Source organism: Streptomyces sp. NPDC045956, assembly GCF_056430705.1.
The window spans coordinates 17,807-41,938 of the sequence record NZ_JBWKKZ010000007.1 but is presented as its reverse complement, the minus strand read 5'-3'; the positions used below and the strand labels follow the sequence as shown (position 1 = coordinate 41,938).

At 71.8% G+C, this 24,132-nt stretch carries 21 protein-coding genes; 11 read left to right on the top strand and 10 right to left on the bottom strand.

What is annotated here, in order from left to right; genetic code table 11:
- The first annotated feature begins 4 nt into the window (after positions 1–4).
- The 7 genes from nadC (at position 5) to AC07FV_RS19340 (ending at position 4,983) form a co-directional block, all read left to right on the top strand.
- Positions 5–985 (top strand): carboxylating nicotinate-nucleotide diphosphorylase, encoded by a 981-nt coding sequence (gene nadC, locus AC07FV_RS19370; RefSeq protein ID WP_383650708.1) that lies wholly within the window; start codon positions 5–7, stop codon positions 983–985.
- A 4-nt stretch (positions 986–989) separates the two neighbouring features.
- Complete coding sequence (locus AC07FV_RS19365; protein WP_384690252.1) at positions 990–1,787, top strand: type III pantothenate kinase; 798 nt, start codon at positions 990–992, stop codon at positions 1,785–1,787.
- Positions 1,788–2,475: 688 nt separating this feature from the next.
- Positions 2,476–3,102, top strand: coding sequence for a hypothetical protein (locus tag AC07FV_RS19360; protein ID WP_479088641.1), 627 nt, complete (start codon positions 2,476–2,478; stop codon positions 3,100–3,102).
- Positions 3,103–3,125: 23 nt separating this feature from the next.
- Positions 3,126–3,305 (top strand): hypothetical protein, encoded by a 180-nt coding sequence (locus AC07FV_RS19355; RefSeq protein ID WP_356612626.1) that lies wholly within the window; start codon positions 3,126–3,128, stop codon positions 3,303–3,305.
- A gap of 159 nt (positions 3,306–3,464) precedes the next feature.
- On the top strand, positions 3,465–3,863 hold the full coding sequence (locus tag AC07FV_RS19350) for a BlaI/MecI/CopY family transcriptional regulator (protein ID WP_383650658.1): 399 nt from the start codon (positions 3,465–3,467) through the stop codon (positions 3,861–3,863).
- 9 nt (positions 3,864–3,872) lie between these two features.
- The gene (locus AC07FV_RS19345) at positions 3,873–4,382 is read left to right on the top strand and encodes an amino-acid N-acetyltransferase (RefSeq protein ID WP_356612623.1); all 510 of its coding nucleotides are present in this window, start codon (positions 3,873–3,875) and stop codon (positions 4,380–4,382) included.
- A 265-nt stretch (positions 4,383–4,647) separates the two neighbouring features.
- Positions 4,648–4,983 carry a histone-like nucleoid-structuring protein Lsr2 gene (locus tag AC07FV_RS19340; RefSeq protein WP_383650655.1) on the top strand — a complete coding sequence of 112 codons (336 nt, stop codon included), beginning with the start codon at positions 4,648–4,650 and terminating at the stop codon, positions 4,981–4,983.
- Between the two features lie 74 nt (positions 4,984–5,057).
- On the opposite strand, the gene AC07FV_RS19335 is transcribed toward AC07FV_RS19340, so the two are convergent.
- Complete coding sequence (locus AC07FV_RS19335) at positions 5,058–5,726, bottom strand: SCO3374 family protein (protein WP_479088640.1); 669 nt, start codon at positions 5,724–5,726, stop codon at positions 5,058–5,060.
- A gap of 430 nt (positions 5,727–6,156) precedes the next feature.
- Between AC07FV_RS19335 and AC07FV_RS19330 the strand changes: the two genes are divergently transcribed.
- Positions 6,157–8,682, top strand: coding sequence for an ATP-dependent Clp protease ATP-binding subunit (locus tag AC07FV_RS19330; protein ID WP_053134935.1), 2,526 nt, complete (start codon positions 6,157–6,159; stop codon positions 8,680–8,682).
- An 82-nt stretch (positions 8,683–8,764) separates the two neighbouring features.
- Here AC07FV_RS19330 and AC07FV_RS19325 read toward each other — a convergent pair whose 3' ends face one another.
- Entirely contained in the window at positions 8,765–11,719 is a 2,955-nt protein-coding gene (locus AC07FV_RS19325; RefSeq protein ID WP_479088639.1) for an NACHT domain-containing protein, read from the bottom strand.
- Positions 11,720–11,762: 43 nt separating this feature from the next.
- Complete coding sequence (locus tag AC07FV_RS19320; protein ID WP_479088638.1) at positions 11,763–12,455, bottom strand: HAD family acid phosphatase; 693 nt, start codon at positions 12,453–12,455, stop codon at positions 11,763–11,765.
- A 587-nt stretch (positions 12,456–13,042) separates the two neighbouring features.
- Here AC07FV_RS19320 and AC07FV_RS19315 point away from each other — a divergent pair.
- The gene (locus tag AC07FV_RS19315; RefSeq protein ID WP_479088637.1) at positions 13,043–13,723 is read left to right on the top strand and encodes a M23 family metallopeptidase; all 681 of its coding nucleotides are present in this window, start codon (positions 13,043–13,045) and stop codon (positions 13,721–13,723) included.
- 10 nt (positions 13,724–13,733) lie between these two features.
- On the opposite strand, the gene AC07FV_RS19310 is transcribed toward AC07FV_RS19315, so the two are convergent.
- On the bottom strand, positions 13,734–14,333 hold the full coding sequence (locus AC07FV_RS19310) for a TetR/AcrR family transcriptional regulator (protein WP_479088636.1): 600 nt from the start codon (positions 14,331–14,333) through the stop codon (positions 13,734–13,736).
- A 158-nt stretch (positions 14,334–14,491) separates the two neighbouring features.
- Here AC07FV_RS19310 and AC07FV_RS19305 point away from each other — a divergent pair, with 158 nt between their 5' ends.
- Entirely contained in the window at positions 14,492–16,096 is a 1,605-nt protein-coding gene (locus tag AC07FV_RS19305; protein WP_479088635.1) for an MDR family MFS transporter, read from the top strand.
- Between the two features lie 438 nt (positions 16,097–16,534).
- Here AC07FV_RS19305 and cseC read toward each other — a convergent pair whose 3' ends face one another.
- The 5 genes from cseC to AC07FV_RS19280 form a co-directional block, all read right to left on the bottom strand.
- Positions 16,535–17,971 carry a two-component system sensor histidine kinase CseC gene (gene cseC, locus AC07FV_RS19300; protein ID WP_479088634.1) on the bottom strand — a complete coding sequence of 479 codons (1,437 nt, stop codon included), beginning with the start codon at positions 17,969–17,971 and terminating at the stop codon, positions 16,535–16,537.
- A gap of 24 nt (positions 17,972–17,995) precedes the next feature.
- On the bottom strand, positions 17,996–18,700 hold the full coding sequence (gene cseB / locus AC07FV_RS19295; protein ID WP_383650640.1) for a two-component system response regulator CseB: 705 nt from the start codon (positions 18,698–18,700) through the stop codon (positions 17,996–17,998).
- Positions 18,701–19,014: 314 nt separating this feature from the next.
- On the bottom strand, positions 19,015–19,683 hold the full coding sequence (locus tag AC07FV_RS19290) for a hypothetical protein (RefSeq protein WP_479088633.1): 669 nt from the start codon (positions 19,681–19,683) through the stop codon (positions 19,015–19,017).
- Positions 19,671–20,210 (bottom strand): SigE family RNA polymerase sigma factor, encoded by a 540-nt coding sequence (locus AC07FV_RS19285; protein WP_053134953.1) that lies wholly within the window; start codon positions 20,208–20,210, stop codon positions 19,671–19,673. Before AC07FV_RS19285 ends, AC07FV_RS19290 begins: the two co-directional genes overlap by 13 nt.
- A gap of 297 nt (positions 20,211–20,507) precedes the next feature.
- Positions 20,508–21,563 (bottom strand): HhH-GPD family protein, encoded by a 1,056-nt coding sequence (locus tag AC07FV_RS19280; protein ID WP_479088632.1) that lies wholly within the window; start codon positions 21,561–21,563, stop codon positions 20,508–20,510.
- A gap of 425 nt (positions 21,564–21,988) precedes the next feature.
- Here AC07FV_RS19280 and AC07FV_RS19275 point away from each other — a divergent pair, with 425 nt between their 5' ends.
- Positions 21,989–22,846: a hypothetical protein gene (locus AC07FV_RS19275; RefSeq protein WP_479088631.1), complete on the top strand. Its 858-nt coding sequence runs from the start codon at positions 21,989–21,991 to the stop codon at positions 22,844–22,846.
- A gap of 120 nt (positions 22,847–22,966) precedes the next feature.
- Here the strand turns inward: AC07FV_RS19275 and disA are convergent, their stop codons facing one another.
- Positions 22,967–24,091: a DNA integrity scanning diadenylate cyclase DisA gene (gene disA, locus AC07FV_RS19270; RefSeq protein ID WP_479088630.1), complete on the bottom strand. Its 1,125-nt coding sequence runs from the start codon at positions 24,089–24,091 to the stop codon at positions 22,967–22,969.
- Positions 24,092–24,132: the final 41 nt, after the last annotated feature.

The following is a 24,132-nucleotide window of genomic DNA, read 5'->3' as shown; positions in this document are numbered from 1 at the left end:
AGCAGTGAACACCCCCGACCTTCCCCTCGCCTCCGGCGGAGGCTGCGGCGACGGCTGCGCCTGCGGCGCGGACACCGACGAAGAGACCTTCATGGAGTGCGGTCTCGATCCCGCACTCGCGGCACTCCTCCTCGACTCGGGCCTCGACCCGGTGGAGGTCGAGGACGTGGCGAACATCGCCGTCCAGGAGGACCTGGCGGGCGGCGTCGACGTGACGACGGTCGCGACCATCCCCGAGGAAGCCGTGGCCACCGCCGACTTCACCGCGCGGGAGGCCGGCGTCGTGGCGGGCCTCCGGGTCGCCGAGGCGGTCCTCTCGGTGGTCTGCACGGACGAGTTCGAGGTGGAGCGCCACCTGGAGGACGGCGACCGCGTCGAAGCCGGCCAGAAGCTCCTCTCGGTCACCACCCGCACCCGCGACATCCTCACCGCCGAACGCAGCGCGCTGAACCTCCTGTGCCGCCTGTCGGGCATCGCGACGGCCACGCGCGCGTGGGCGGACGTCCTGGAGGGCACCAAGGCCAGGGTCCGGGACACCCGCAAGACCACCCCGGGCCTGCGCAGCCTCGAGAAGTTCGCGGTCCGCTGCGGCGGCGGCGTCAACCACCGCATGTCCCTCTCGGACGCGGCCCTGGTCAAGGACAACCACGTGGTGGCCGCGGGCGGCGTCGCACAGGCCTTCCAGGCGGTCCGCGAGCGTTTCCCCGACCTCCCCATCGAGGTCGAGGTCGACACCCTGCACCAACTCCGCGAGGTCGTGGACGCGGGCGCCGACCTGATCCTCCTGGACAACTTCACCCCGGACGAGTGCGAGGAGGCCGTCGCCCTGGTGGCCGGCCGCGCCGCACTGGAGGCCTCGGGCCGCCTCACCCTCACCAACGCCAAGGCGTACGCGGCCACGGGAGTCGACTACCTGGCCGTGGGCGCCCTCACCCACAGCTCCCCGATCCTGGACATCGGCCTGGACCTGCGAGCGGCGGAGTAGAGCCATGCTGCTGACGATCGACGTAGGCAACACCCACACCGTCCTCGGCCTCTTCGACGGCGAGGACATCGTCGAGCACTGGCGCATCTCGACGGACTCGCGCCGCACGGCCGACGAACTGGCCGTCCTCCTCCAGGGCCTGATGGGCATGCACCCGCTCCTCGGCGACGAACTGGGCGACGGCATCGACGGCATCGCCATCTGCGCGACGGTCCCCTCGGTCCTGCACGAACTCCGCGAGGTCACCCGCCGCTACTACGGCGACGTCCCCGCGGTCCTCGTCGAACCGGGCGTCAAGACGGGCGTCCCGATCCTCACCGACCACCCCAAGGAGGTCGGCGCCGACCGCATCATCAACGCGGTCGCGGCCGTGGAGCTCTACGGCGGCCCGGCGATCGTCGTCGACTTCGGCACGGCGACGACCTTCGACGCCGTCAGCGCGCGGGGCGAGTACATCGGCGGCGTCATCGCCCCCGGCATCGAGATCTCGGTGGAGGCACTCGGCGTCAAGGGCGCCCAGCTCCGCAAGATCGAGGTGGCCCGTCCCCGCAGCGTGATCGGCAAGAACACGGTCGAGGCCATGCAGTCCGGCATCGTCTACGGCTTCGCCGGCCAGGTCGACGGCGTCGTGAACCGCATGGCCCGCGAACTGGCCACCGACCCCGACGACGTCACGGTCATCGCGACGGGCGGGCTCGCGCCGATGGTCCTGGGCGAGTCCTCGGTCATCGACGAACACGAGCCGTGGCTGACCCTGATGGGCCTCCGCCTGGTCTACGAACGAAACGTCTCCCGCATGTGACCCCACCGCACCGGACCCGACAAAAAACCACCGGCGCCCAGCCGCCTGCGCGCCGGTGGCCCCACCCAGCCCCGTACGACGACCAGCAACGCCCCCTGCACGGCGAGAACCCCCGCCCCGAGCAGACGAGGCCCCGCCCCGCGCACGGCGTGAATTCCTAACCCGAGCGGGCGAGGCCCCGCACCCGCGTACGGCGAGGAGAGGCGATCCGAGCGGGCGACGCCCCGCAGCCCCGTACGGCGAGAAGTCCCGATCCGAGTGGGCGAGGCCCCGCACCCGCGTACGGCGAGAAGGGGCCGGGCCGGGGGGTGTCCGCCCGCAGCGGTTGGCGCGTCAACGAGGGGCACCCCGTTCCCCGACCGATTCCGCGCCGTTCCGAGGACGGACACCCCCCGGCCCGGCCCCGACCCCCCACCCACGCACCGCGCAAGGCGCACCCCCACCGAACCCGCACAGCCCGCCGCAGGCACCCCGCACAGGCCGCCGCAGGCCCCCGCACCCCCACCGAACCCGCACAGGCCGCCGCAGGCACCCCGCCCCACCACCGCCCCAGGCACCCCGCACCACCGCCGGAGGCACCCGCAGGCACCCCGCCCAACCGCCGGAGGCCCCCGCATCCGAGTGGCCCCCCCCACGCCACACCCATCCCCTATGCCGAGTTTGTCTGATTAGCGCGTATCGTCGCCGCATGCCCACGCCCTACGGATCCCGCGGCGGTATGGCGTTCGGTGCCCAGGAGCTGCGTGTGCTCCGGCGCGCCCTCGCCCTCGCCCTGAACCCCAGCCCCGTCACGGCGGAGGAGGCCCAGGACTGCCTCCGCCTCGCAGAGTCGCTCGACGAGGCGATGCGGGAGGGCGCCCGGCTGCGTGCCTTCCTGGTGGCCGACCTCGCCCGGTACCGCGCCGCCCTCCCCGGCACCGCCACCGGTTACCTCACGCTCCTGGACGAGGCACTCGGCGCCGGTCACCGCCCCAACGCGGACGACCTCGCCGCCCTGGGAGCCCTGCGCGGCAACGCCACCGCGGCCGCCCTCCTGGACCGCTGCGGACCCCCGCGCCCCAGGGCGGGCACGGCAACCTCCGCGACCGCCGGCGCGACCACCCCCGCGCCCACCGTCGTCCTCCCCGCCGCGCGCACCCGCCTCCACGCCCTCCCCGGCGGCCAGCAGCCCGAGAAGAAGCCCGCACAGAAGCCGGCCCCCCGCCCCGCTCCCGCCACGCCGAAACGCCCCGTCCCCACCCCCGGCGAGGTCTTCCCCCGCCGCAAGCCGTCCCCTCCCGCCCCCGCCTCGCGGCACCACCTCGCCGCCGGCTGACCCGGCCTGGCTACCCTGGGGTCATGGACTACGTCTCCGCGCTCCTGCCCCCGGCCGTGATGGCCGTGTTCTTCATCGGCGTGATCAGGGTGATCGTGAAGACCCAGGGCGGCGCCAACAAGGCCAAGGAGGACGCGGCCGTGGACGCCGCCCTCGCGCGAGCGGAGGGCGCCCGTCAGCCGTCCGCCCGCTCCGAGGCCTGACCTCCGGCTCCCTTCCCTGCCCCCCTACGTCGGACATCGGCGTACGGCCCCGCTCCACGGCGGGCCGTACGCCCTTTTTGTGCTCGTTTGACGGCGAATCCGCACGTCCGCCACGCCATCGCCGGGTTCTCCCACTATCGTCGAGGTGTGCCTCGCCCATTGGGAGAACTCGAAGACGCGGTCATGACGAGGGTGTGGAAGTGGAACCGCCCCGTGACCGTTCGAGAAGTCCTGGAAGACCTGCAACAGGAACGGTCCATCGCGTACACCACGGTGATGACCGTCTTGGACAATCTCCATCAGAAGGGCTGGGTGCGACGAGAGTCGGAAGGCCGGGCCTATCGATATGAGGCGGTCTCCACCCGTGCCGCCTACGCGGCTGCGCTGATGAACGACGCGTGGTCGCAGAGCGACAACCCCACGGCCGCCCTCATCGCCTTCTTCGGCATGATGAGCGAGGAACAGCGCCAGGCTCTCGGAGACGCCATCCGCATCGTGCGGGGACCGGAAACGCCCGCACCCAACCCCGGCTCCGTACCGGACGTGGGCGAGCGATAGCGTCCCCACATGTCAAAAGCCATCAGCGTCCGACGGGCCCGCACCAGCGATGTCCCGGACGTGCGCCGGCTCCTCGACGCGTACGTCCGTGACCGCATCCTGCTCGACAAAGCGATGGTGACGCTTTACGAGAGCATCCAGGAGTTCTGGGTCGCGGAACGGGACGACAACGCCGAGGTGGTCGGCTGCGGCGCCCTGCACGTGATGTGGGAAGACCTCGCGGAAGTACGGACTCTCGCCGTCAAGCCCGGCCTGAAGGGCGTCGGCGTCGGGCACCGGTTGCTGGAGAAGTTGCTGGACACGGCTCGTTGGCTCGGTGTTCGGCGCGTTTTCTGCCTCACCTTCGAAGTGGACTTCTTCGCCAAGCACGGGTTCGTGGAGATCGGGGAGACTCCCGTCGACACCGATGTCTACGCGGAGCTGCTGCGTTCCTATGACGAGGGTGTCGCGGAGTTCCTCGGTCTCGAACGAGTGAAACCGAACACCTTGGGCAACAGCCGGATGCTTCTGCATCTGTGATCACCGGGCATCGCTGCCATCCGCAGCACTTCGCCAGGTTTATTCCACCGACAGGCCGCGCGCCGGTTGACTTGGGTTCCCTATGTCCGAAACGCGCATCTTTTCGGTCCGGGAGCGGGCTACCGGTCTCCGTCGGGGGTTTGTGTTTTTCCGGCAAAAGCGGTTTGCTTTCCGACGTACTGCAGTACTGCATATAACAAGGGTTGGCGATACGGCGGACGCCGATGGACCTCCGGCCCTCAGGTTATCGATGAAAGGAAATCCGGTGGCACAGAAGGTTCAGGTCCTTCTTGTCGACGACCTCGACGGTGGCGAGGCAGACGAGACCGTGACGTTCGCGCTGGACGGCAAGACGTACGAGATCGACCTCACCACCTCCAATGCGGACAAGCTCCGTGGGCTTCTCGACCCGTACGTGAAGGGTGGTCGTCGCACCGGGGGCCGCGCCTCGGGCGGTCGCGGCAAGGCGCGCGCCTCCTCCGGCGGCAGCCAGGACACCGCGGCGATCCGCGCCTGGGCCAAGGAGAACGGCTACGACGTCAACGACCGCGGTCGGGTCCCCGCGATGATCCGCGAGGCGTACGAGAAGGCCAACGGCTGATCACCCGCCCCGCACCCCGGGCCCAGCAGCCGGCCCGTCCCGCACCCCGGGCCCAGCCGTCGGCCCGGATGCCGTCAGCGCGGCGCCCGCGAGGGACGCGCGAACCGGGAGGGCCGGGCGAGGCCGACCCGGTGGCACTGGGTCGCCAGGGTCCGGACCAGCCGCGCGAGATCGGGGGCGGTGCCCGCGCCCCCCATGGCCGACAGCGTCGGCAGCGAGGCCTCGACCTCCCACCCCGGCTCCGGGGGCCGCAGCCAGACGGCGGCCCCCCGCAGGCCGTCGCGGTACGGGGGACGCGGCGGCGGGCCGGCCGCGCCGCACCCGGCGGGCAGCGGCGCGTCCAGGAAGCCGCCCGCGCCGACCGCCGTGAGGTCGAGCGGCAGCGAGCCCCACTCCAGCCACTCCAGCAGCCCCGGCATCTCCTCCGCGCTGCCCGCCGCCACGAGCAGCCGCATCCGGTCGCCGTGAACGGCCACGGGGAAACCCGGCCCGTGCACGGCCGGACCGAACCGCTCCAATGCCGCGTGACCGGCCTCGGCGGGGACCTCCAGGACGTCGAAGCGCACACCGGTACGGAGCCGCACCGGGGCTCCCGGCGCCGTCGGCCAGCCGAGCGCGCACTCGTACCACCGCCGCACGGGCTCCGGGGCGCCGCCCGCCTCGACCGGCCGGCGGGGGAACGGCACCGTGGGGGCCGGAGCGGCCGGAAAGGCCGGAGGGACCGGGAGAGGGGCGCCAACCATGCCAAGTGCAACGGTCGAAACGGCCTCCGGGTTACGCTGGGTGCCGCTGCGGACGCGCTCCGTACTGAACGCGGGGGCGTGCGGGGGCGCGGGGAGGCACAAGGTTGTTCGCCCGTAGCGGAGGGAACCGGTGCGCGCGGCATGGAGTGTCCGTCCCAGCGGGTAAGACATCCCTAGTGGGAGGGGGCGACACGCGGATTGGGCCGTCTCACGTTCGCCATCGGCGTACTGGCGACTGGGGTAAGTGCCTGGCCTGCGGGAACATCGTCTCGCACCATCGGGTTGTGGCAGATGTCGGCGTCAGGGGTCAGGAGGCCATCGACGGTGTCGGCAGTTGGAATGAGCGGTCCCCGCTTGCGGGACTAAGCTGCGGAAGGACAGGGAGGGGAAGTTCCCCTTACTGCCTGACCGCTCTGAGGAGCGATTAACGATGTTCGAGAGGTTCACCGACCGCGCGCGGCGGGTTGTCGTCCTGGCTCAGGAAGAAGCCCGGATGCTCAACCACAACTACATCGGCACCGAGCACATCCTCCTGGGCCTGATCCACGAGGGTGAGGGTGTCGCCGCCAAGGCCCTTGAGAGCCTCGGGATTTCGCTCGAGGCGGTCCGCCAGCAGGTGGAGGAGATCATCGGGCAGGGCCAGCAGGCCCCGTCGGGTCACATTCCCTTCACCCCCCGTGCCAAGAAGGTCCTGGAGCTGTCGCTCCGCGAGGCCCTCCAGCTCGGTCACAACTACATCGGCACGGAGCACATCCTGCTCGGCCTGATCCGTGAGGGCGAGGGCGTCGCCGCCCAGGTCCTGGTCAAGCTGGGCGCCGATCTCAACCGGGTGCGGCAGCAGGTCATCCAGCTGCTCTCCGGCTACCAGGGCAAGGAGACCGCCACCGCCGGCGGTCCTGCGGAGGGCACCCCCTCCACGTCCCTGGTCCTCGACCAGTTCGGCCGGAACCTCACCCAGGCCGCTCGCGAGTCCAAGCTCGACCCGGTCATCGGGCGCGAGAAGGAGATCGAGCGGGTCATGCAGGTGCTGTCCCGCCGCACCAAGAACAACCCGGTGCTCATCGGTGAGCCCGGCGTCGGCAAGACCGCCGTCGTCGAGGGCCTCGCGCAGGCCATCGTCAAGGGCGAGGTGCCCGAGACCCTCAAGGACAAGCACCTCTACACCCTGGACCTCGGCGCGCTGGTCGCCGGCTCCCGCTACCGCGGTGACTTCGAGGAGCGCCTGAAGAAGGTGCTCAAGGAGATCCGCACCCGCGGCGACATCATCCTGTTCATCGACGAGCTGCACACGCTGGTCGGTGCGGGTGCCGCCGAGGGCGCCATCGACGCCGCGAGCATCCTCAAGCCGATGCTCGCCCGCGGTGAGCTGCAGACCATCGGTGCCACGACGCTGGACGAGTACCGCAAGCACCTGGAGAAGGACGCGGCCCTCGAGCGCCGCTTCCAGCCGATCCAGGTCGCGGAGCCGTCGCTGCCGCACACGATCGAGATCCTCAAGGGTCTGCGTGACCGGTACGAGGCCCACCACCGCGTCTCCATCACGGACGAGGCCCTGGTCCAGGCGGCGACGCTCGCCGACCGCTACATCTCGGACCGCTTCCTGCCGGACAAGGCGATCGACCTGATCGACGAGGCCGGCTCCCGGATGCGCATCCGCCGGATGACCGCGCCGCCGGACCTGCGCGAGTTCGACGAGAAGATCGCCGGCGTCCGCCGCGACAAGGAGTCCGCGATCGACTCGCAGGACTTCGAGAAGGCCGCCTCCCTCCGCGACAAGGAGAAGCAGCTCCTGGCCGCCAAGGCCAAGCGGGAGAAGGAGTGGAAGGCCGGCGACATGGACGTCGTGGCCGAGGTCGACGGCGAGCTGATCGCCGAGGTCCTCGCGACCGCCACCGGCATCCCGGTCTTCAAGCTCACGGAGGAGGAGTCGTCCCGCCTGCTGCGCATGGAGGACGAGCTCCACAAGCGGGTCATCGGCCAGGTCGACGCCGTCAAGGCGCTGTCCAAGGCGATCCGCCGTACCCGTGCCGGTCTGAAGGACCCGAAGCGTCCGGGTGGCTCGTTCATCTTCGCCGGCCCGTCCGGTGTCGGTAAGACCGAGCTGTCCAAGGCGCTCGCCGAGTTCCTCTTCGGCGACGAGGACGCGCTGATCTCCCTCGACATGTCGGAGTTCAGCGAGAAGCACACGGTCTCGCGTCTCTTCGGTTCGCCCCCCGGCTACGTGGGCTACGAAGAGGGCGGCCAGCTGACCGAGAAGGTCCGCCGCAAGCCGTTCTCCGTCGTCCTCTTCGACGAGGTCGAGAAGGCCCACCCGGACATCTTCAACTCGCTGCTGCAGATCCTGGAGGACGGTCGCCTGACCGACTCCCAGGGCCGGGTCGTGGACTTCAAGAACACGGTCATCATCATGACGACCAACCTCGGCACCCGGGACATCTCCAAGGGCTTCAACCTCGGCTTCGCCGCCGCGGGCGACACGAAGACCAACTACGAGCGCATGAAGAACAAGGTCCAGGACGAGCTCAAGCAGCACTTCCGGCCCGAGTTCCTCAACCGCGTCGACGACGTGGTCGTCTTCCCGCAGCTCAGCCAGGCCGACATCCTGCGGATCGTCGACCTGATGATCGACAAGGTCGACGAGCGCCTCAAGGACCGGGACATGGGCATCGAGCTCTCCCAGTCCGCGAAGGAGCTGCTGTCCAAGAAGGGCTACGACCCGGTGCTGGGTGCGCGTCCGCTGCGCCGCACCATCCAGCGCGAGGTCGAGGACACGCTGTCGGAGAAGATCCTCTTCGGCGAGCTGCGCCCCGGCCACATCGTGGTCGTGGACACCGAGGGCGAGGGCGAGACCCAGACCTTCACCTTCCGCGGCGAGGAGAAGTCGGCGCTCCCCGACGTCCCGCCGATCGAGCAGGCGGCCGGCGGCGCCGGGCCCAACCTGAGCAAGGAGGCGTAGCCCTCCGAGGGTGAGTCTGGAAAGGGGCCGCACCGAGACCAAGGTCTCGGTGCGGCCCCTTTCACGTCGCCTCCGTCCGCCCTCAGGACACGGTGATCGCGGCGCGGGGGAAGAGGAAGGCCAGCCGGGCGGCGTCGCAGCCGCGGGTCCTGGTCACCCGGACGGTACGCACACCGGGCAGCGCGGGCGGCTCGTCCGGCCCTTCGACGAGGACCGAGGCGTCGATGTCCACGGAGGCCAACCGCGGCAGCAGGGACATCTCCACCCAGTCGGCCGGGACGATGTGATGGCCCTGCAGGGTGAGGCGCTCGAGCGAGGACCAGTGCGACAGGCCCCGGAGTCCGGTGTCCACGGTGGTGTACCGGCCGAGGTGGAGCTCTCGCAGGGGCGCCGCCACCGGGAGCGCATCGGTGAGCCGGCTGCCCGGGAGCCGCAGCAGCAGCGAGAGCCGTCGCAGCGAGTCGAGTTCGTCCAGGCCCGTGACATCGGTGGCGCCGCGGACCGTGAGGCTTTCGAGTCGTAGCGCGGCGAGGCGGTTCAGACCCCGGGTGTCCCCGCAGTTCGTCAGGAAGAGGTGGCGCAGGGAGGGGAAGGCGGTCAGCGGGGCGAGGTCGGTCAGCTCGCTGTTCTGCGCGAAATGGAGGGTCTGGACGGTCTCCGGCCGCGGCACGGCTCTGAGGATGTCGGCCACCGCGTGCGGTCCCTGGAACCGGAGCAGACTCCACGGCGGCCGCAGGTCCGCGAGAACCGCGCGCTGCCCCTCCGTCGTGCACGTCAGGAACAGTTCCGTGCGGTCCAGGTGGTCCAGTACCTCCCTCGCGTACGCGCGGGGGTCGAACCGGCCCCACGTGCCCACCAGCTGCCGCCGCACACCGAGTGAGGGGTGCCCGCGGAACCGGCGGAGCACCGCGAGCGCCCCGTCCGGCTCGTGCGCCGCCAGCAGCGAGGCCGTCACCGCCACTCCGTGCGCCTCCGTGTCCGTCAGCCCTTCGGGCCCCGGCAGCAGCTCCAGGACCAGGGGCCCCGCCTCGGCCAGTGCCCTCGCGTCCTCCGTCGACCGCGGCGGGATCAGCGTCCCCGCCCGCGCCTCCACCTCCGCCCGGACCGTCGGGTCGAGGGCGGTGGCGTGTTCGAGGCAGGCCAGGGCCAGCAGCGTCAGGCGCGGGGTGTTCCGCGCCAGCAGCCGGCGCAGCAGCACGGCCCGCTCCCCGGGCCGGGCGTGGGCCACCGCCATGCGGATCACGTCCTCCCAGAAGGGGTCGTCCGCACGGCTCGCGATGACGTCGAGGTGGCCCTCCTCGACCGCGTACCGGGCGCCGAGATAGTCCTGGAAGGTGCGGTGGACGAAGTCCAGGGAGTCCTCACCGGGCCGCCGGAGCAGCCCGCTCCGCAGCACCAGGGCCCGCAGGACGGTCTCCGCGTCGCCCTGCCCCGCCGCCGAGGCGACCGAAGGCAGCGAGCGTTCCACGATTCCCTCGGCCGTGGCCAGGCCCATCTCCGTGCGCCCGCTCAGCACCAGCGCGTACGCCAGCCGCTGGAGCAGCTCCAGTTGGGCCTCCTCACCGAGTTCCACCGTCTCCATGCCCCGTTCCCGGTCCCGGCGGGCCAGCAGCATCGTCAGGGCGGCGTCGTACAGCTCCTTGCGGCCGGTCGGGAGGTAGCCCCGGCGCTCCCGGTGCAGGGCGCAGATCAGGCCGCACATCAGCGGGTTGGTGGCGAGGCGGGCCAGGTCGCGCTTGGTGTGCAGGGCGTCCAGCAGCCTCGCCTCGTACGCGGGGGCGTCGGCCGCCGCGTGCCAGCGCCGTACGAAGGTGGTGAGGTCGGGCCGGCGCATCGGGGCGAGGGTCAGTTCCCGGAAGCCCTCGGTGGCCAGCCAGTCCGGGCGTACGGCGGTGGGGCGGGACGTGAGCAGCCACCGGTTGCCGGGGAAGGCCCGGATCAGGGCGAGGAGCCAGTCGCGGGTGCGGTGCCGGTCGGCGGCCGGGATCTCGTCCAGACCGTCGATGAGGAGCCGGCCGCGGCCGGTCGTGAGGACGCGCTCGGACCAGCCGTCGGGCGGGGTGAGCGGGCAGCCCACCGCGGTCAGGAAGCCGGCGGGGGACGGGAGGGCGCCCGCCCGGACCAGGGTGCGCAGCGGGAGGACGAAGGGGACCCGGTCGGCGTCCCGGGCGGCGGTCACCGCCAGCCACTGCACGAGCGTCGTCTTGCCGGAGCCCGCGTCACCGCGCAGCAGCACCCGGTCGTGCGTGACGAGGGCGGCCTCGGCCGGGAGGCGGACGGTGCGCTCGGGTTCGGCGTGGTCGTCGGGGAGGGCGGGACGGTCCTCGTCCGCGGTCGCCTCCAGGCTCAGGTACGCGACCTCCAGCGGCCACCGGTCCGGGGAGTCGCGCAGGTCGACGCCGTAGATGGTGAGGTGGTTGTGGCGCTCGGCGACGTAGGGCAGGTACCGGCGTTCGAAGGCGGTGTCGCGGGCGTCGGGGCGCGGGGTGCGGGCGATCAGCTCGTCGACCCTGGCGATCAGCTCCGCGTGCCACCGGGACTGCTCCACCAGGGTGCGGGCGACGAAGGTGGAGCGGCGGGTGAAGAACTCCAGGATGTGCAGGCAGGCCCACTCCGTCACCGAGTCGAGGAAGTAGCAGGCGTCGGCGGAGAGGCCCCCGGCGGCCGAGGACGCCCGGTACTGCAACTGCTTGGCCAGCTCCTGGTGACCCAGGCGGACGGCCTGGACGTCGTCCATGTCCAGGTCGCCGAGGGTCAGCAGACGGACCGTCAGGGCGGTGGTGACCGCCTCCGTCTCCTCCGGCGGGAAGGGCGGCTCGCCGGGGGAGTCCAGGGAGTCCCCGACCAGCCGCCCCGCGAGCCGGCGCACCTCCTTCTCCCCGAGGGTGCGCTGCTCGCCCCGGAAGGAGACCAGGTGGGTCAGCCGGACCGGTCGGTCGACCAGCCCGGCGCCGGGCCCGCCCGTGGCGAACAGCTTCCTCACCAGCGGGGCGACCAGGCTGGACGCCAACTTCCCGCCGAGTACCGCCGGTTCCATGCGCCACCCCCGTGGTCGGTCGACCTCGGGAGCCTACCGGGGGTCAGGACAACTGGCCGTCGTAGTCCGGCAGCTTGAACGTCTTCTCGGCGTGGCCGCCCGACAGGTCGGTGGCGCTGTTGCCGATGTTCGCGATGATCGTGTAGCCCTTGGACTCGATCTTGGCGCGCTGGGCGGTCTTGTACTCGGCGACGTCGCGGAACAGGTCGAGGAAGCCGCGCACGTACAGGCCGGAGGACTCGTAGCCGGCGTGGTCGAGGTTCCACTCGGTGGGTGCCGAGATGATGCCCGGCCGGGCGGTCACGAAGAACAGGGCGACGCCGTGGTCCTGGGCGTACTCGGCGGCTTCCAGGACCGGCCGGTTGGCGGGCTGGGGGTAGCTGAAGCCGAAGTCGGTCTCCAGCGAGGTGTTGTCGATGTCCAGGACGATGGCCTGCTTCTCGCCGGGCCGGGTGTCGGCGATCCGCTCCTTGAGGTACGGCAGGGCCTGGTCCATCACGGCCCGGCAGTCCTTCTGCCAGGTGTCGTAGCCGACGTCGGCGGCGGACGCGGTCACCGGCGCCGAAGCGGGCTCCGCGGGGACGGACGCCGCCTGGGCGGGCCGCGTGTCGGCCGGGGTGGCGGCGACGGCCGGTACGGCCGTCGCGGTGAGCGCCGCCGCGGTGACGGCGGCCGCTCCCGCGGCGCGCTTCCAGGCGTGCCGGGTCTGTCTCGTCTGGCCGGTCTGTTCGGTCATGGGGGGTCGGGGTCCTCTCATGCCTGCGCGGATACCTGACGGCAAAGTTGTCGCGAGCATGCTCACCTGAGCAAGTGGCCGTACGGCAACGATTGGGTTACTGGGCGGTAGGTGTCTGGTTCGCGCGTCCGGGAGGGTCCGCGGCGGAGGGAAAAGGCCCCTTTCGCGTGACCCCGACCACGTTCCGGGCCCCTCCGGGCCCCGATGAACCCCCTTGTACGGCGGGCGGGTTAGGCCGGAACGGAGTAGCCCCGGTCACATCGCGGGGGGTCTCGCCCGCGGCCGCCGGTGATGTGCCGCACAGGCGATCCGGGGTGTACTACGCGGAATAGGGGAGGCCGCAAGAAAGACGAAAACGGACAGATCGGACGAGGGTCAGGGGGGTTTTCCGGGGTCCTGAGCTGGTTTTGTCCGTAATGGCGGCTCTGTCAAGGGTCGGGAAGTTTCATCTGGAAGTACTAAATAACGTCGTAGGTCACACCTTTGTGCGGTTCGGGCCGGTCGGGTTACCAAGGTGGAGCCCGCCCGGTGAGCGCCTCGGCGTCACGCAGGAGGGCATCCCCCGTTCCCGTCCCCATGAGGTTCGAATGTTTCCGCGTGTCACGTCCCGTTCTTCCCGTACGACCATCCGCACCCGCGCCGCGGTGATGGCCGCCGGCCTCGGAGCCTCGGTCGCACTGGGAGCCGGGGTCGCGGCCGCCACCGGCACCACGGCGGCTTCCAGCACCTCCTCCGCCGCGAGCGCCGTCGAGGCCCAGGCCGCGGCGCAGGCCAAGGCGGCGCAGGCCGAGAAGGCCACGAGCGCGAAGACCGTCGCCGCCAAGAAGACGGCCGCCAAGAAGAAGGCCGCCTCCTGGGTGGACCCGGTGAAGAAGTACACGCTCACCGCCAGCTTCGCCCAGAACGGCGGCATGTGGGCGAGCAAGCACAGCGGCCAGGACTTCGCCGTCCCGATCGGCACCAACGTCGTCGCCACGCACGGCGGCACCGTGGTCAAGGCCGGCGGCAACGGCGCCGGTGACGGCCCCGCCTACGGCAACGCCGTCGTGATCAAGCACGGCAACGGCACGTACTCCCAGTACGCGCACCTGTCGAAGGTCAACGTGAAGCCCGGCCAGATCGTGAAGACCGGCCAGTCGATCGCCAAGTCCGGCAACACCGGTAACTCCAGCGGTCCGCACCTTCACTTCGAGATCCGTACGACCCCGAACTACGGCTCGGCCGTCGACCCCGTCGCCTTCCTGCGCGACAAGGGCCTGACCGTCTGACCGTGACCGGCTAGGAGCCGTCGGCTCCCCGGTGCGCCTGGGTCACCAGACCGGTGGCGACCTCGAGAACGGCCGCGCGCTTCTTCTCGGGGTCACCCTCCAGGTCATGGAGCACGAACATCCCGGCGTGCAGCGTGAAGAGCGCACTCACACAGCGGACCTGGTCGACCAGGTCCGCTTCCGGGTCTATGAGGATGTCGCGCAGACCCAGCATCCGGGTCTTGAACATCTCGCCGATCCGCAGGTCCCGCACCGTCGCCTGGTTCTCCTGCATGAAGCGGAAGAGCGGCGCGGCGGCCGCCAGGGCCTCGCTGTAGCGGCGGACGATCTCCTGCTTGGTGTCCAGCGTGTGCGGCTGCCGCGAGCCCCAGGCGATCAGGTCCTCGATCGGCCGCGAGAGATCCTCGAAGATGCTGACCAGGATCTCTTCCTTGGTCTTGAAGTGGTAGTAGAGCGCCGCCTTGGTGACGTCCAGGCGCTCGGCGATCTCGCGCAGCGAGGTCTTCTCGTAGCCCTGCTCGGCGAAGAGCCCCAGTGCCACGTCCTGGATGCGCTGGCGGGTGTCCCCGCGGCGCCGCTGCTGCTTGGTGCTGTCCATCGTGCCGCCCATCCTCCTACGCACCCCCTGTTCCGCGCACATGCGGGACCGCCCCGGACGCCTTTCCGAAAAACTTACTTGACGCCCGGCTAGTTACGCGTCTACTTTCCCGAGTGTAGTCAACTTGCCGGTCGGCAAGTAAGTGGCAGTGGCTGGGGGAGTGAAGGGCAATGGCGGACACAGCGGCGGCAGGGACCGTGGAGAAGGACGGCAAACAGCCGAAGAGCGTGCGCGTGGTGCTGCTCGCGCTCATGATCGCGATGATGCTCGCGATGCTGGACAACATGATCATCGGCACCGCGATGCCCACCATCGTGGGCGAGCTGGGCGGCCTGGAGCACCTGTCCTGGGTGGTCACCGCCTACACCCTCGCGACCGCGGCCTCCACCCCGCTGTGGGGCAAGCTCGGCGACATGTACGGGCGCAAGGGCTCGTTCATGACGTCGATCGTCATCTTCCTGATCGGCTCCGCGCTCAGCGGCATGGCCCAGGACATGGGCCAGCTCATCGGCTTCCGTGCCGTCCAGGGCCTCGGCGCCGGTGGTCTGATGGTCGGCGTCATGGCCATCATCGGCGACCTCATACCGCCGCGTGAGCGCGGCAAGTACCAGGGCATGATGGCCGGCGTCATGGCGCTCGCCATGATCGGCGGACCGCTGGTCGGCGGCACCATCACCGACCACTGGGGCTGGCGCTGGTCCTTCTACATCAACCTGCCGCTCGGCGCGGTCGCGCTGGCGGCCGTCAGCGCCGTGCTGCACCTGCCGAAGAAGCGCAGCGAGGCACGCATCGACTACCTGGGCGCCGCGCTGCTCACGGTCGGCATCACCGCGATCGTCCTCGTCACCACCTGGGGCGGCACCGAGTACGCCTGGACCTCCGCGCGGATCATGGAGCTGATCGGCATCGGCGTCGCCGCGCTGGTCGGGTTCGCGTTCTGGCAGACCAGGGCCGCGGAGCCGATCGTGCCGCTGCACATCTTCCGCAGCCGCAACTTCACGCTGATGTCCCTGATCGGCTTCATCACCGGCTTCGTGATGTTCGGCGCCACTCTCTTCCTGCCGCTCTACCAGCAGTCCGTGCAGGGCGCGTCCGCCACCAACTCCGGGCTGCTGCTCCTGCCCATGCTGGGCGCGATGCTCGTCACGTCGATGGTCGCCGGCCGGGTCACCACGAACACCGGGCGCTACAAGATCTTCCCGCTGGCCGGCGGTGTCCTGATGACCGCCGGGCTGTACCTGCTGTCGCTGATGGACACCGACACCAGCCGCTTCACCTCCGGCGTCTACATGGCCGTCGTCGGCCTCGGCATGGGCTGCCTCATGCAGATCACCATGCTGGTGGCGCAGAACAGCGTGGAGATGAAGGACATGGGCGTCGCGTCCTCGTCCACCACCCTCTTCCGCACCCTCGGCTCGTCCTTCGGTGTCGCGATCATGGGCGCCCTGTTCAACCACCGGGTCCAGGACGTCATGACCGAGCGGGCCGGCGCCCTGGGCTCCGAGGTGACCGAGCAGTCGGCGCAGCTGGACGCGGACAGCCTGGCCAGGCTGCCGGAGGCGGCGCGCGAGGCGTACCAGCACGCGGTGTCCGCCGGGACGCACGGGGCGTTCCTGCTCGGCGCCGCCGTGGCGGTGCTGGCCCTGGTGGCGGCGGTCTTCGTGAAGGAGGTCCCGCTGAAGGGGGCCGGCCCGAAGACGGCGGACGGCCCGGACGACGCGGGTGGCGACGAGGACGGGGCCACGGCGAAGAGGCCGGTGACCGAGCCGGTCTGACCCGCACCACGCGGGGACCCGCACCACGCGGACCCGCACCACGCAGGGCCCCGGGGGACAGCCCCCGGGGCCCTGTGGCGTGTCCGGTGCGTGTCCGGGTGCCGGCCGGCACCGGTCCCCCGGCGGACGGGTGCCGCGGCCCGTACCGCTCGCTCCTGTCGCTGTCAGTGTCCCGTGGCACCATCGGGCTCATGGACAGGGTGCGGCAGTTGCGGCTGGCCAAGGACGCCATGGTCCGCGACTGGGCCGATGCGGCCCTCGACCTCGGCGCCGTGGCCGCGCACGCCGGATACTCGCGGTATCCCTTCCTGTGGTTCCCCTGCACCCAGCCCCGCGAGGGCGGCCTCGACATGGACCGGGGACTTCGCCTGCTAGGGCCCGGTCTCAGGCCGGTCCAGGGCCGGTCCAGGGCCGGTCCAGGGCCGGTCCAGGGCCGGTCTAGGGCCGGTCGGACAGTCGCTGGGGCCGCCGCCCGCCCGGGGAGCCGCTGTGGGCGCGCTCCGGCAGCATCGGGTAGCTCCCGGTGTTCGTCGGCGCGTGCTCCGGCAGCCACAGGACGGCGACCGCCCCCTCGGCGGGCACGTGCTCGGGCGCTCCGGCGGGCCGTACGTTGCGGAAGGTGAGCCGCGCCCCCAGGACCCGCGCCTGGCCGGCCGCGATGGTCAGGCCGAGCCCGTGACCGCGGCCGGCCCGGTCCGTGCTGCCGGTGCGGAAGCGGCTCGGCCCCTCCGCGAGCAGGGCCTCGGGGAAGCCGGGCCCGTGGTCGCGGACCCGGATCACCCGGCCCTCGACGCTGACCTCGACGGGCGACCGGCCGTGCCGGGCGGCGTTGGCGAGCAGATTGAACAGCACGCGTTCCAGACGGCGCGGGTCGGTGGTGACCTCCGACTCGTGCACCACGTGGACCGCGACGGCCGGGTCCTTGGCCGTGACCCGCCGGGTCACGAAGTCACCCAGCATGATGTCCTGAAGCTCGGCCCGCTCGGAGGCCCCGTCCAGCCGGGCCACCTCCAGGACGTCCTCGACGAGCGTGCGCATCGCCTTGGCCCGGTCCAGCACCAGCTCGGTCGGCCGGCCCGGCGGCAGCAGCTCGGCGGCGGTCAGCAGCCCGGTCACCGGAGTGCGCAGCTCGTGCGCGATGTCGGCGGTGACCCGGCGTTCGGCCTCCAGCCGCTTCTGCAGGGCGTCCGCCATGGCGTCCACGGCGCTCGCCAGGTCGTCGGTCTCGTCCCGCACGACCCCGCCGATGGCGTCCCGGACGCGGACGTCGGGCTCACCGCCGGCGACCCGGTGCGCGGCGGTGGCGGCCTTGCGCAGCCGGCGCGACAACTGGCCGCCGATGAGCACGCCGAGCGCGCTGCCCCCGAGGACGACCGCGATGGAGCCGATGACCAGGGCCTGGTCGAGGTCCTTGAGGATGTCCGCGCTGCGGTCGGTGAACCCGGAGTGCAGGGACATCACGTGCCCGTCCTTCAGCGGCACCGCCGCCCAGATGTCCGTCACCCCGTCCGCCCCCTCGGAGACGTACGTCGCCCGCCGCCCGTCCTCGACCTTCCTGCGCAGCTCGGCCGGCAGCTCGGGGTCGTCGATCTGGGCGTTGGGGAAGTTCTGCCGCCCGGACAGCTCGTAGTTGCGCTGGGCGATCAGGACCCGGTCGTCCGCGAGGTCGCGCGCGTTGTCCAGCATCGACACCCGGGCCGCGTTGTGCACGACCAGGCTCAGCGCGATCGCGACCAGCGCGCCGACCAGCGCGATGGCGGCGCTGAGTTTCCAGCGCAGGCCGGTACGGATGCCCAGCGCACGGTTGCCCGGCCCTCTGCGGTTGCCCGGGCGCCCCGGCGGTGAGGCGGTCGGGCGTCGGAAGAACCTCCGCATGTCCCTGTGTCCCCGTATCCCCGCTCAGGCCTTCAACTTGTAGCCGAAGCCGCGGACCGTCTCGATCCGGTCCTGGCCGATCTTGGTGCGCAGCCGCTGCACGTGGACGTCGACGACGCGGGTGTCCCCGCCCCAGCCGTAGTCCCACACCCGTTCCAGGAGCTTGTCGCGGGAGAGCACCGTGCCCGGCGCGGAGGAGAACTCCAGCAGCAGCCGCATCTCGGTCGGGGTCAGTGCCACCGGCCGCCCGGCCCGGCGCACCTCCATGCCCTCGGTGTCGACCTCCAGCTCGCCGAAGGTCAGCAGCCCCCCGGTGTCCGCGCCGGCCCCGGCGTCCGACCGGTCGCCGCCGCCCGCGTGACCGAAGCGGCGCAGCACCGCCCGGATCCGGGCGACCAGCACGGCCCCGTCGAACGGCTTGGTGACGTAGTCGTCGGCGCCGGCCTCCAGTCCGAGGACGACGTCGATGGAGTCCGCACGCGCCGACAGCATGATCACCGGCACGGTGGACTCGTCCCGGATCCGGCGGCACAGGCTGACCCCGTCCAGACCGGGGACCATGACGTCCAGCAGCGCGATGTCGGGGCGGTCGGCCCGGAACGCCTCCAGGCCCGACAACCCGTCGGGCATCGCGGTGACCGCGAAGCCGTCCCGCTCCAGGGCGAGCTGGGTCGCCTCGCGGATGACGTCGTCGTCCTCGACGAACAGGACGTGTGTCTGGTCTGCCATCCCGGTGCTCTCAGTCCTCGTGTGCCGTCACTGGGGAGACGCGGGGAGCGTGCGCCGCGTTCACTTCTCCGTCGGTGTTCATGTCTCCATCGGTCCGAGCGTCCCGCTCGGTTCACGGGGGCGTCCGGTGCCCTGCGCGTCCGGTGCCCTGCGCGTCGGGTGTTCTTGCGTATCGGGGATCCGTGGCGTCCGGGCCCGCGGCCGTCATCCGCCGGCCGGCCGCCCGTGCGCACCGGCGTCACGTGCGGGCACGCCGTGCGCGCACGCCGCCCACGCACGTCGGCCGTCCCCCGCGCGCCGGCCGGCCGCGTGCGTCAGCTGTCCGGCTCCGGAGCCGGTGAGGGCGCGCTGCCGACCGCGTTGCTGTAGTCGTTGTGAGTGCGGTACTCCTCGGTGAACCGGTTCGAGGCCCAGCGGTACGTGATCACGTTCTCGGCGGACGGACTGGACACCGGGTCACCCTTCTCGTAGACCTGCTTGGTCACCACCAGGTCCCCGCGGTCGATCTCCGCGTAGACCGGGGGCTCCTCGGCCTTGAACACATTCTGGTACGCGCCCCCCTCCTCGCGGTACACGTAACTGCCCACACCCACCGCGTCACCGCACGTCAGCACGTTGACGACGACGTCCTCCGCCGCGCCCCCGGTCAGCTTCCCGTACGACACGTCGACGGGGTACTGGTCGGCGACGCACGGCTTCAGTTCGCGCTTGACCTCCGCGGAGACCTCGGGATCGGTCTTGACCAACCGCACCGCGTCCACACGGTCGGGAACCTTCGAGGGGGAGGCCGCGGGCGTGGAGGAGGCGGCGCCGCCGCCGACCGTGTCCGCGTGGGCCGGGCCCTCGTCGCGGGCGCCGGTGCCACCGGCGCCGCACCCGGAGAGGGAGACGCCGAGGGCGACGAACACGGCCAACGCCGTACTCGCCGCCTGCACGCTCTTCCGGGCCTCCCCGGGTGATCGACCGACGGTCAGGCCGCGCAACGCTCCCGCTCCTCACGCTCCAGCGCCCGTGCGTCCAGATCGCGGGCGACCAGCTCCTCGCGGAGCCGGGCGAGCGCCCGGTGCAGCGTGCTCTTGACCGTACCGGCCGACATGCCGAGGGCGGCGGCCGTCTCCTCCGTGGACATCTGCTCCCAGTGTCGCAGCACCACGACACTGCGCTGCTTCGGGGCGAGCACCTTCATGACGTCCATCAGCAGGGCGCGGTCCGCGTGCTGCTCGGTCGAGTCGTCCACGCAGGACTCCGGGAGCTGCTCGGTCGGCACCTCCTCCAGCTTCCGGGCCCGCCACCACTCGGTCCGGGTGTTGATCATCACCCGGCGCAGGTAGGCGTCCGCCAGCCGCTTGTCCTCGATGGTCGACCAGCGGCGGTACGTCCGGGCCAGCGCGGTCTGCAAGAGGTCCTGGGCGTCGACGGGGTCGGGGACCAGGCGCCGCGCGCTGCGCAACAGCGCGTCCTGCCGGGTACGGACGTACTCCTCGAACTCGAGCACCTCGCCCTGCGCCATGGTCAACCGCCTTCCGATCCCCGTTCCGGCGGCCTTGAGCACCGCCGGTCCCACTGCCTGTGGTCCGTAGTCGTCCCGTGCCCCGGGGGCACGCAAACGAAGGTAGGGAAGCGTTGTCACGGCGCTGTGCGAAGCAGCCTGCGGCAAACCCTCGGCTGTCCGTCGGTTGTGTAACGGAGGCGGGAACAGGGCCGAGCGATGGGGTACTTGCGGGGGTTAGGTGGCGATTTGTCCGTCGGTGCCGCTGTCACGGAAGCCGTCGCGGCACAGCGACCACCGGTGTGCCGCGGCTGTGCGTCAGCTCAGCGGCAGCCGGTACGTCCCGTCCGCCAGCGGCTCCACCAGGCCGTCGGCGACGAGGCCGTCCAGGGCGCGGGCGCGCTGGACCGGTTCGTGCCACACCTGGTCGAGGGCCGACTGCGGCACCGGCACGTGCGCGTCCCGGAGCACCGCGAGCAGCCGGCCGCGCACCTGCCGGTCGGTGCCGGCATACGTCTGACCGCGCCGCGGCGGTCCGTCGTGCGCGGGCTTGCCGGCCAGCCGCCAGGCGCACCGGCCCGCGATCGGACAGCGGTGGCAGGACTCGTTCTTCGCCGTGCAGACGAGGGCGCCCAGCTCCATGGAGGCGGCGGCCCAGCGCGCGGCGCTCGCCTCGTCGTCCGGCAGCAGCGCCCGGGCCAGCTTCCGCTCGGCGGCGGTGGTGGCGTTCGGCGGGTACTGCACGCCGGTGACCGCGCGGGCGAACACCCGGCGGACGTTGGTGTCCAGCACGGCGTGCCGCTGGCCGTAGGCGAAGGAGGCCACCGCGGCGGCCGTGTACTCCCCGATGCCGGGCAGCGCCAGCAGTTGCGCGTGGTCCGCGGGTACGTCGCCGCCGTGCCGTTCCGTTATGGCCGCGGCGGCGCCGTGCAGGCGCAGGGCGCGGCGGGGGTAGCCGAGCCGGCCCCAGGCGCGGACGGCCTCGCCGGGCGCTTCCGCGGCGAGGTCGGCGGGGCGCGGCCAGCGGGCCAGCCACTGTTCGTAGACGGGCAGGACGCGGCTCACCGGCGTCTGCTGGAGCATGAACTCACTGACCATCACCCCCCAGGCGCCGGCTTCCGGGCGCCGCCACGGCAGGTCGCGGGCGTGCTCGTCGAACCAGTCGATGACGGGGGCGTGCAGCGGCGCACCGGAGGCGTCCGGCTCTCCGGCCGGTGCGGGGCCGGGGACCGTGGCGGCGTCCGGGGCCGGGGCCTGGTCCGGGACGGTGTCCGTGGCGGGGTCCGGGGCTGCCGGGGTCTGGTCCGGCGTGCGGGACGGGTTCGCGGCGGGGTCGGAGGGGCCGTCGTGCGAGGGCTTCGTGGGCGCAGTCATGACCCTCCGATCCTGCCACGGGAGGAGCGCCGCGCGGGCGCACCACCACCCTGTGGCGGGCGGGACACCCGACGACCGACTCGGGCACCGCGCCGCGAGGGACTCCTGCGCCGGCAACCGACCACGTGCGCCACCCGGCCCCTGCGCCACAGCCGTGGCCACAGGTGCAAGCGCCGCGATCGCGAACCCGCGGTGGGGTGTCCGGGGGAGCCGGTGTCGCCGCCGTGCACCGCGTCGTCCCCCGAAAGCCGCGTTCACGGACGGTAGGCAGACAGCCGATTCGGTCACACCCTGCGATCAACGCGCACCGCGCCCGACGATCGGTGGGGGTCGGGACCGTCTCCGGAATGATGATCCGTAAAAGTTGCTGCCCCGAACGGCGGGTGGGACAGGGGAACGCGCCGATCTCTCGTACAGTTTGCGCCGTGGGATCTCTGCGCAATCCGGTCGGGCCGCTTCCCTCCTCCATCTACTGGCGACGGAGGGCCGTACTGCTGTCCCTGCTCGCTCTGTTGGCACTGCTGATCACCTTGATCGTGGTGTCCGGCGGCGGTGACGGCGGCAAGGGCCGTGGGGACGGCGCCGACGGCAAGAACCCGGCCCCTTCGATCACTCCCGGGCCCTCCGGTTCCGGGCCGGCGATCAGTCAGGCGCCGGGCGGCCGGGACGAGTCGGGCAGCGGGGACTCCAGTGGTTCCGGCTCCGGTTCCGGCTCGGGATCCGGGAGCGGCGACGGGGCCGGCGCCGGGTCCGGGGCGAGCGGTGGGTCCGGTGGGTCCGGTGGAGTTGACGGCTCCGGCGGTGCGGGCTCCGGCGGTTCGGCGGGCGGTGCGGCGACCGGTGTCGGCGCGGGCGACGCGCTGCCGGGCGGCAGCAGCCTTCCCAACTGCACGCCCGGGGCGGTCAAGTTGAGCCTGCGGAGCGTCCGCAACAACTACGCGCCCGGTGAGACCCCCACCTTCGAACTGACCGCGCGGAACACCTCCGGCAGCGACTGCAAGGTCGATCTCGGTCCCAAGCGCGCGGTGTTGACGATCACGCCGGCCGAGGGAGAGGACGCGTACTGGTCCTCCGACGCTTGCGTCAAGGGCGCGGGCAGCCTGCAGTACCGGGTGGCGGCCGGCAGCGGCATCACCTACACCGTGAAGTGGGACCGCAAGCCGAGCGCCGAGGAGTGCGGGACGCCGCCCGCGGGGTCGGCCAAGGCGGGGACGTACCTGGTGGAGGCCAAGGCGGCCGGGTTCGAGAAGGTGCGGACGTCGTTCGTGCTCAAGAACGACTGACGCGAAGGCCTGGCGCGGGGGCCTGGCGCGAGGGGGCCTGACGCGGGACCCCCGCCGGGACCTGGCACAGGCCTTCCGGCCCGGCGCCCCGGGCCCGCCCCGGACGCGGCCCACGCGGCCTCAGACGTAGCGCTCCAGGATCGACGACTCCGCGAGCCGCGACAGGCCCTCCCGCACGCTGCGCGCCCGCGCCTCACCGACGCCGTCCACCGTCTGGAGGTCGTCCACACTGGCGGCGAGCAGCTTCTGGAGACCGCCGAAGTGCTCCACCAGGCGGTCGATGATCGCCCCGGGCAGTCGCGGCACCTTCGCCAGCAGCCGGAAGCCGCGCGGCGACACCGCCGTGTCCAGGGTTTCGGGGGAGCCGGTGTAGCCCAGGGCGCGGGCCACCGTGGACAGTTCGAGCAGCTCGGCGTGGCTCAGCTTGTCCAGCTCGACGAGCGCCTCGTCGACGGTGCGGGAGCGCTTGGCGGTCGGCTCGGGCACGTAGTCGCGCACGACCAGCTCACGCTCGGGTTCCACGCCGGCGATCAACTCGTCCAGCTGGAGCGCCAGCAGACGCCCGTCCGTGCCCAGCTCCACCACGTACTCGGCGATCTCGGTCGCGATGCGGCGCACCATCTCCAGCCGCTGGGACACCGCCGAGACGTCGCGGACGGTGACCAGGTCCTCGATCTCCAGGGCCGACAGCGTGCCCGCGACCTCGTCGAGGCGCAGCTTGTAGCGCTCCAGGGTCGCCAGCGCCTGGTTGGCGCGGGACAGGATCGCCGCGGAGTCCTCCAGGACGCGGCGCTGGCCGTCGACATAGAGGGCGATGAGGCGCATCGACTGGGAGACGGAGACGACGGGGAAGCCGACCTGCTTGCTGACCCGGTCCGCCGTACGGTGCCGGGTGCCGGTCTCCTCGGTGGGGATCGTCGGGTCGGGGAGCAGCTGCACGCCCGCCCGCAGGATCTTGCCGAGGTCCGAGGAGAGCACGATGCCGCCGTCGAGCTTGCACAGCTCGCGCAGCCGGGTCGCCGTGAACTCGACGTCCAGCACGAAGCCGCCCGTGCACATCGACTCGACGGTCTTGTCGGAGCCCAGCACGATCAGACCGCCGGTGTTGCCGCGGAGGACCCGTTCCAGGCCGTCCCGCAGGGGCGTGCCGGGCGCCACCGCGCTCAGCGAGGCGCGCATCAGGCCATCGGTACCGGCACTCCCACCGGACTTTCCGGGAGCTGCTGCCCGGTCGTTGGCTGCCACTGCACTCCTCCGGTCGCAGGTCGTCTGGCGCTCCCGTGTCG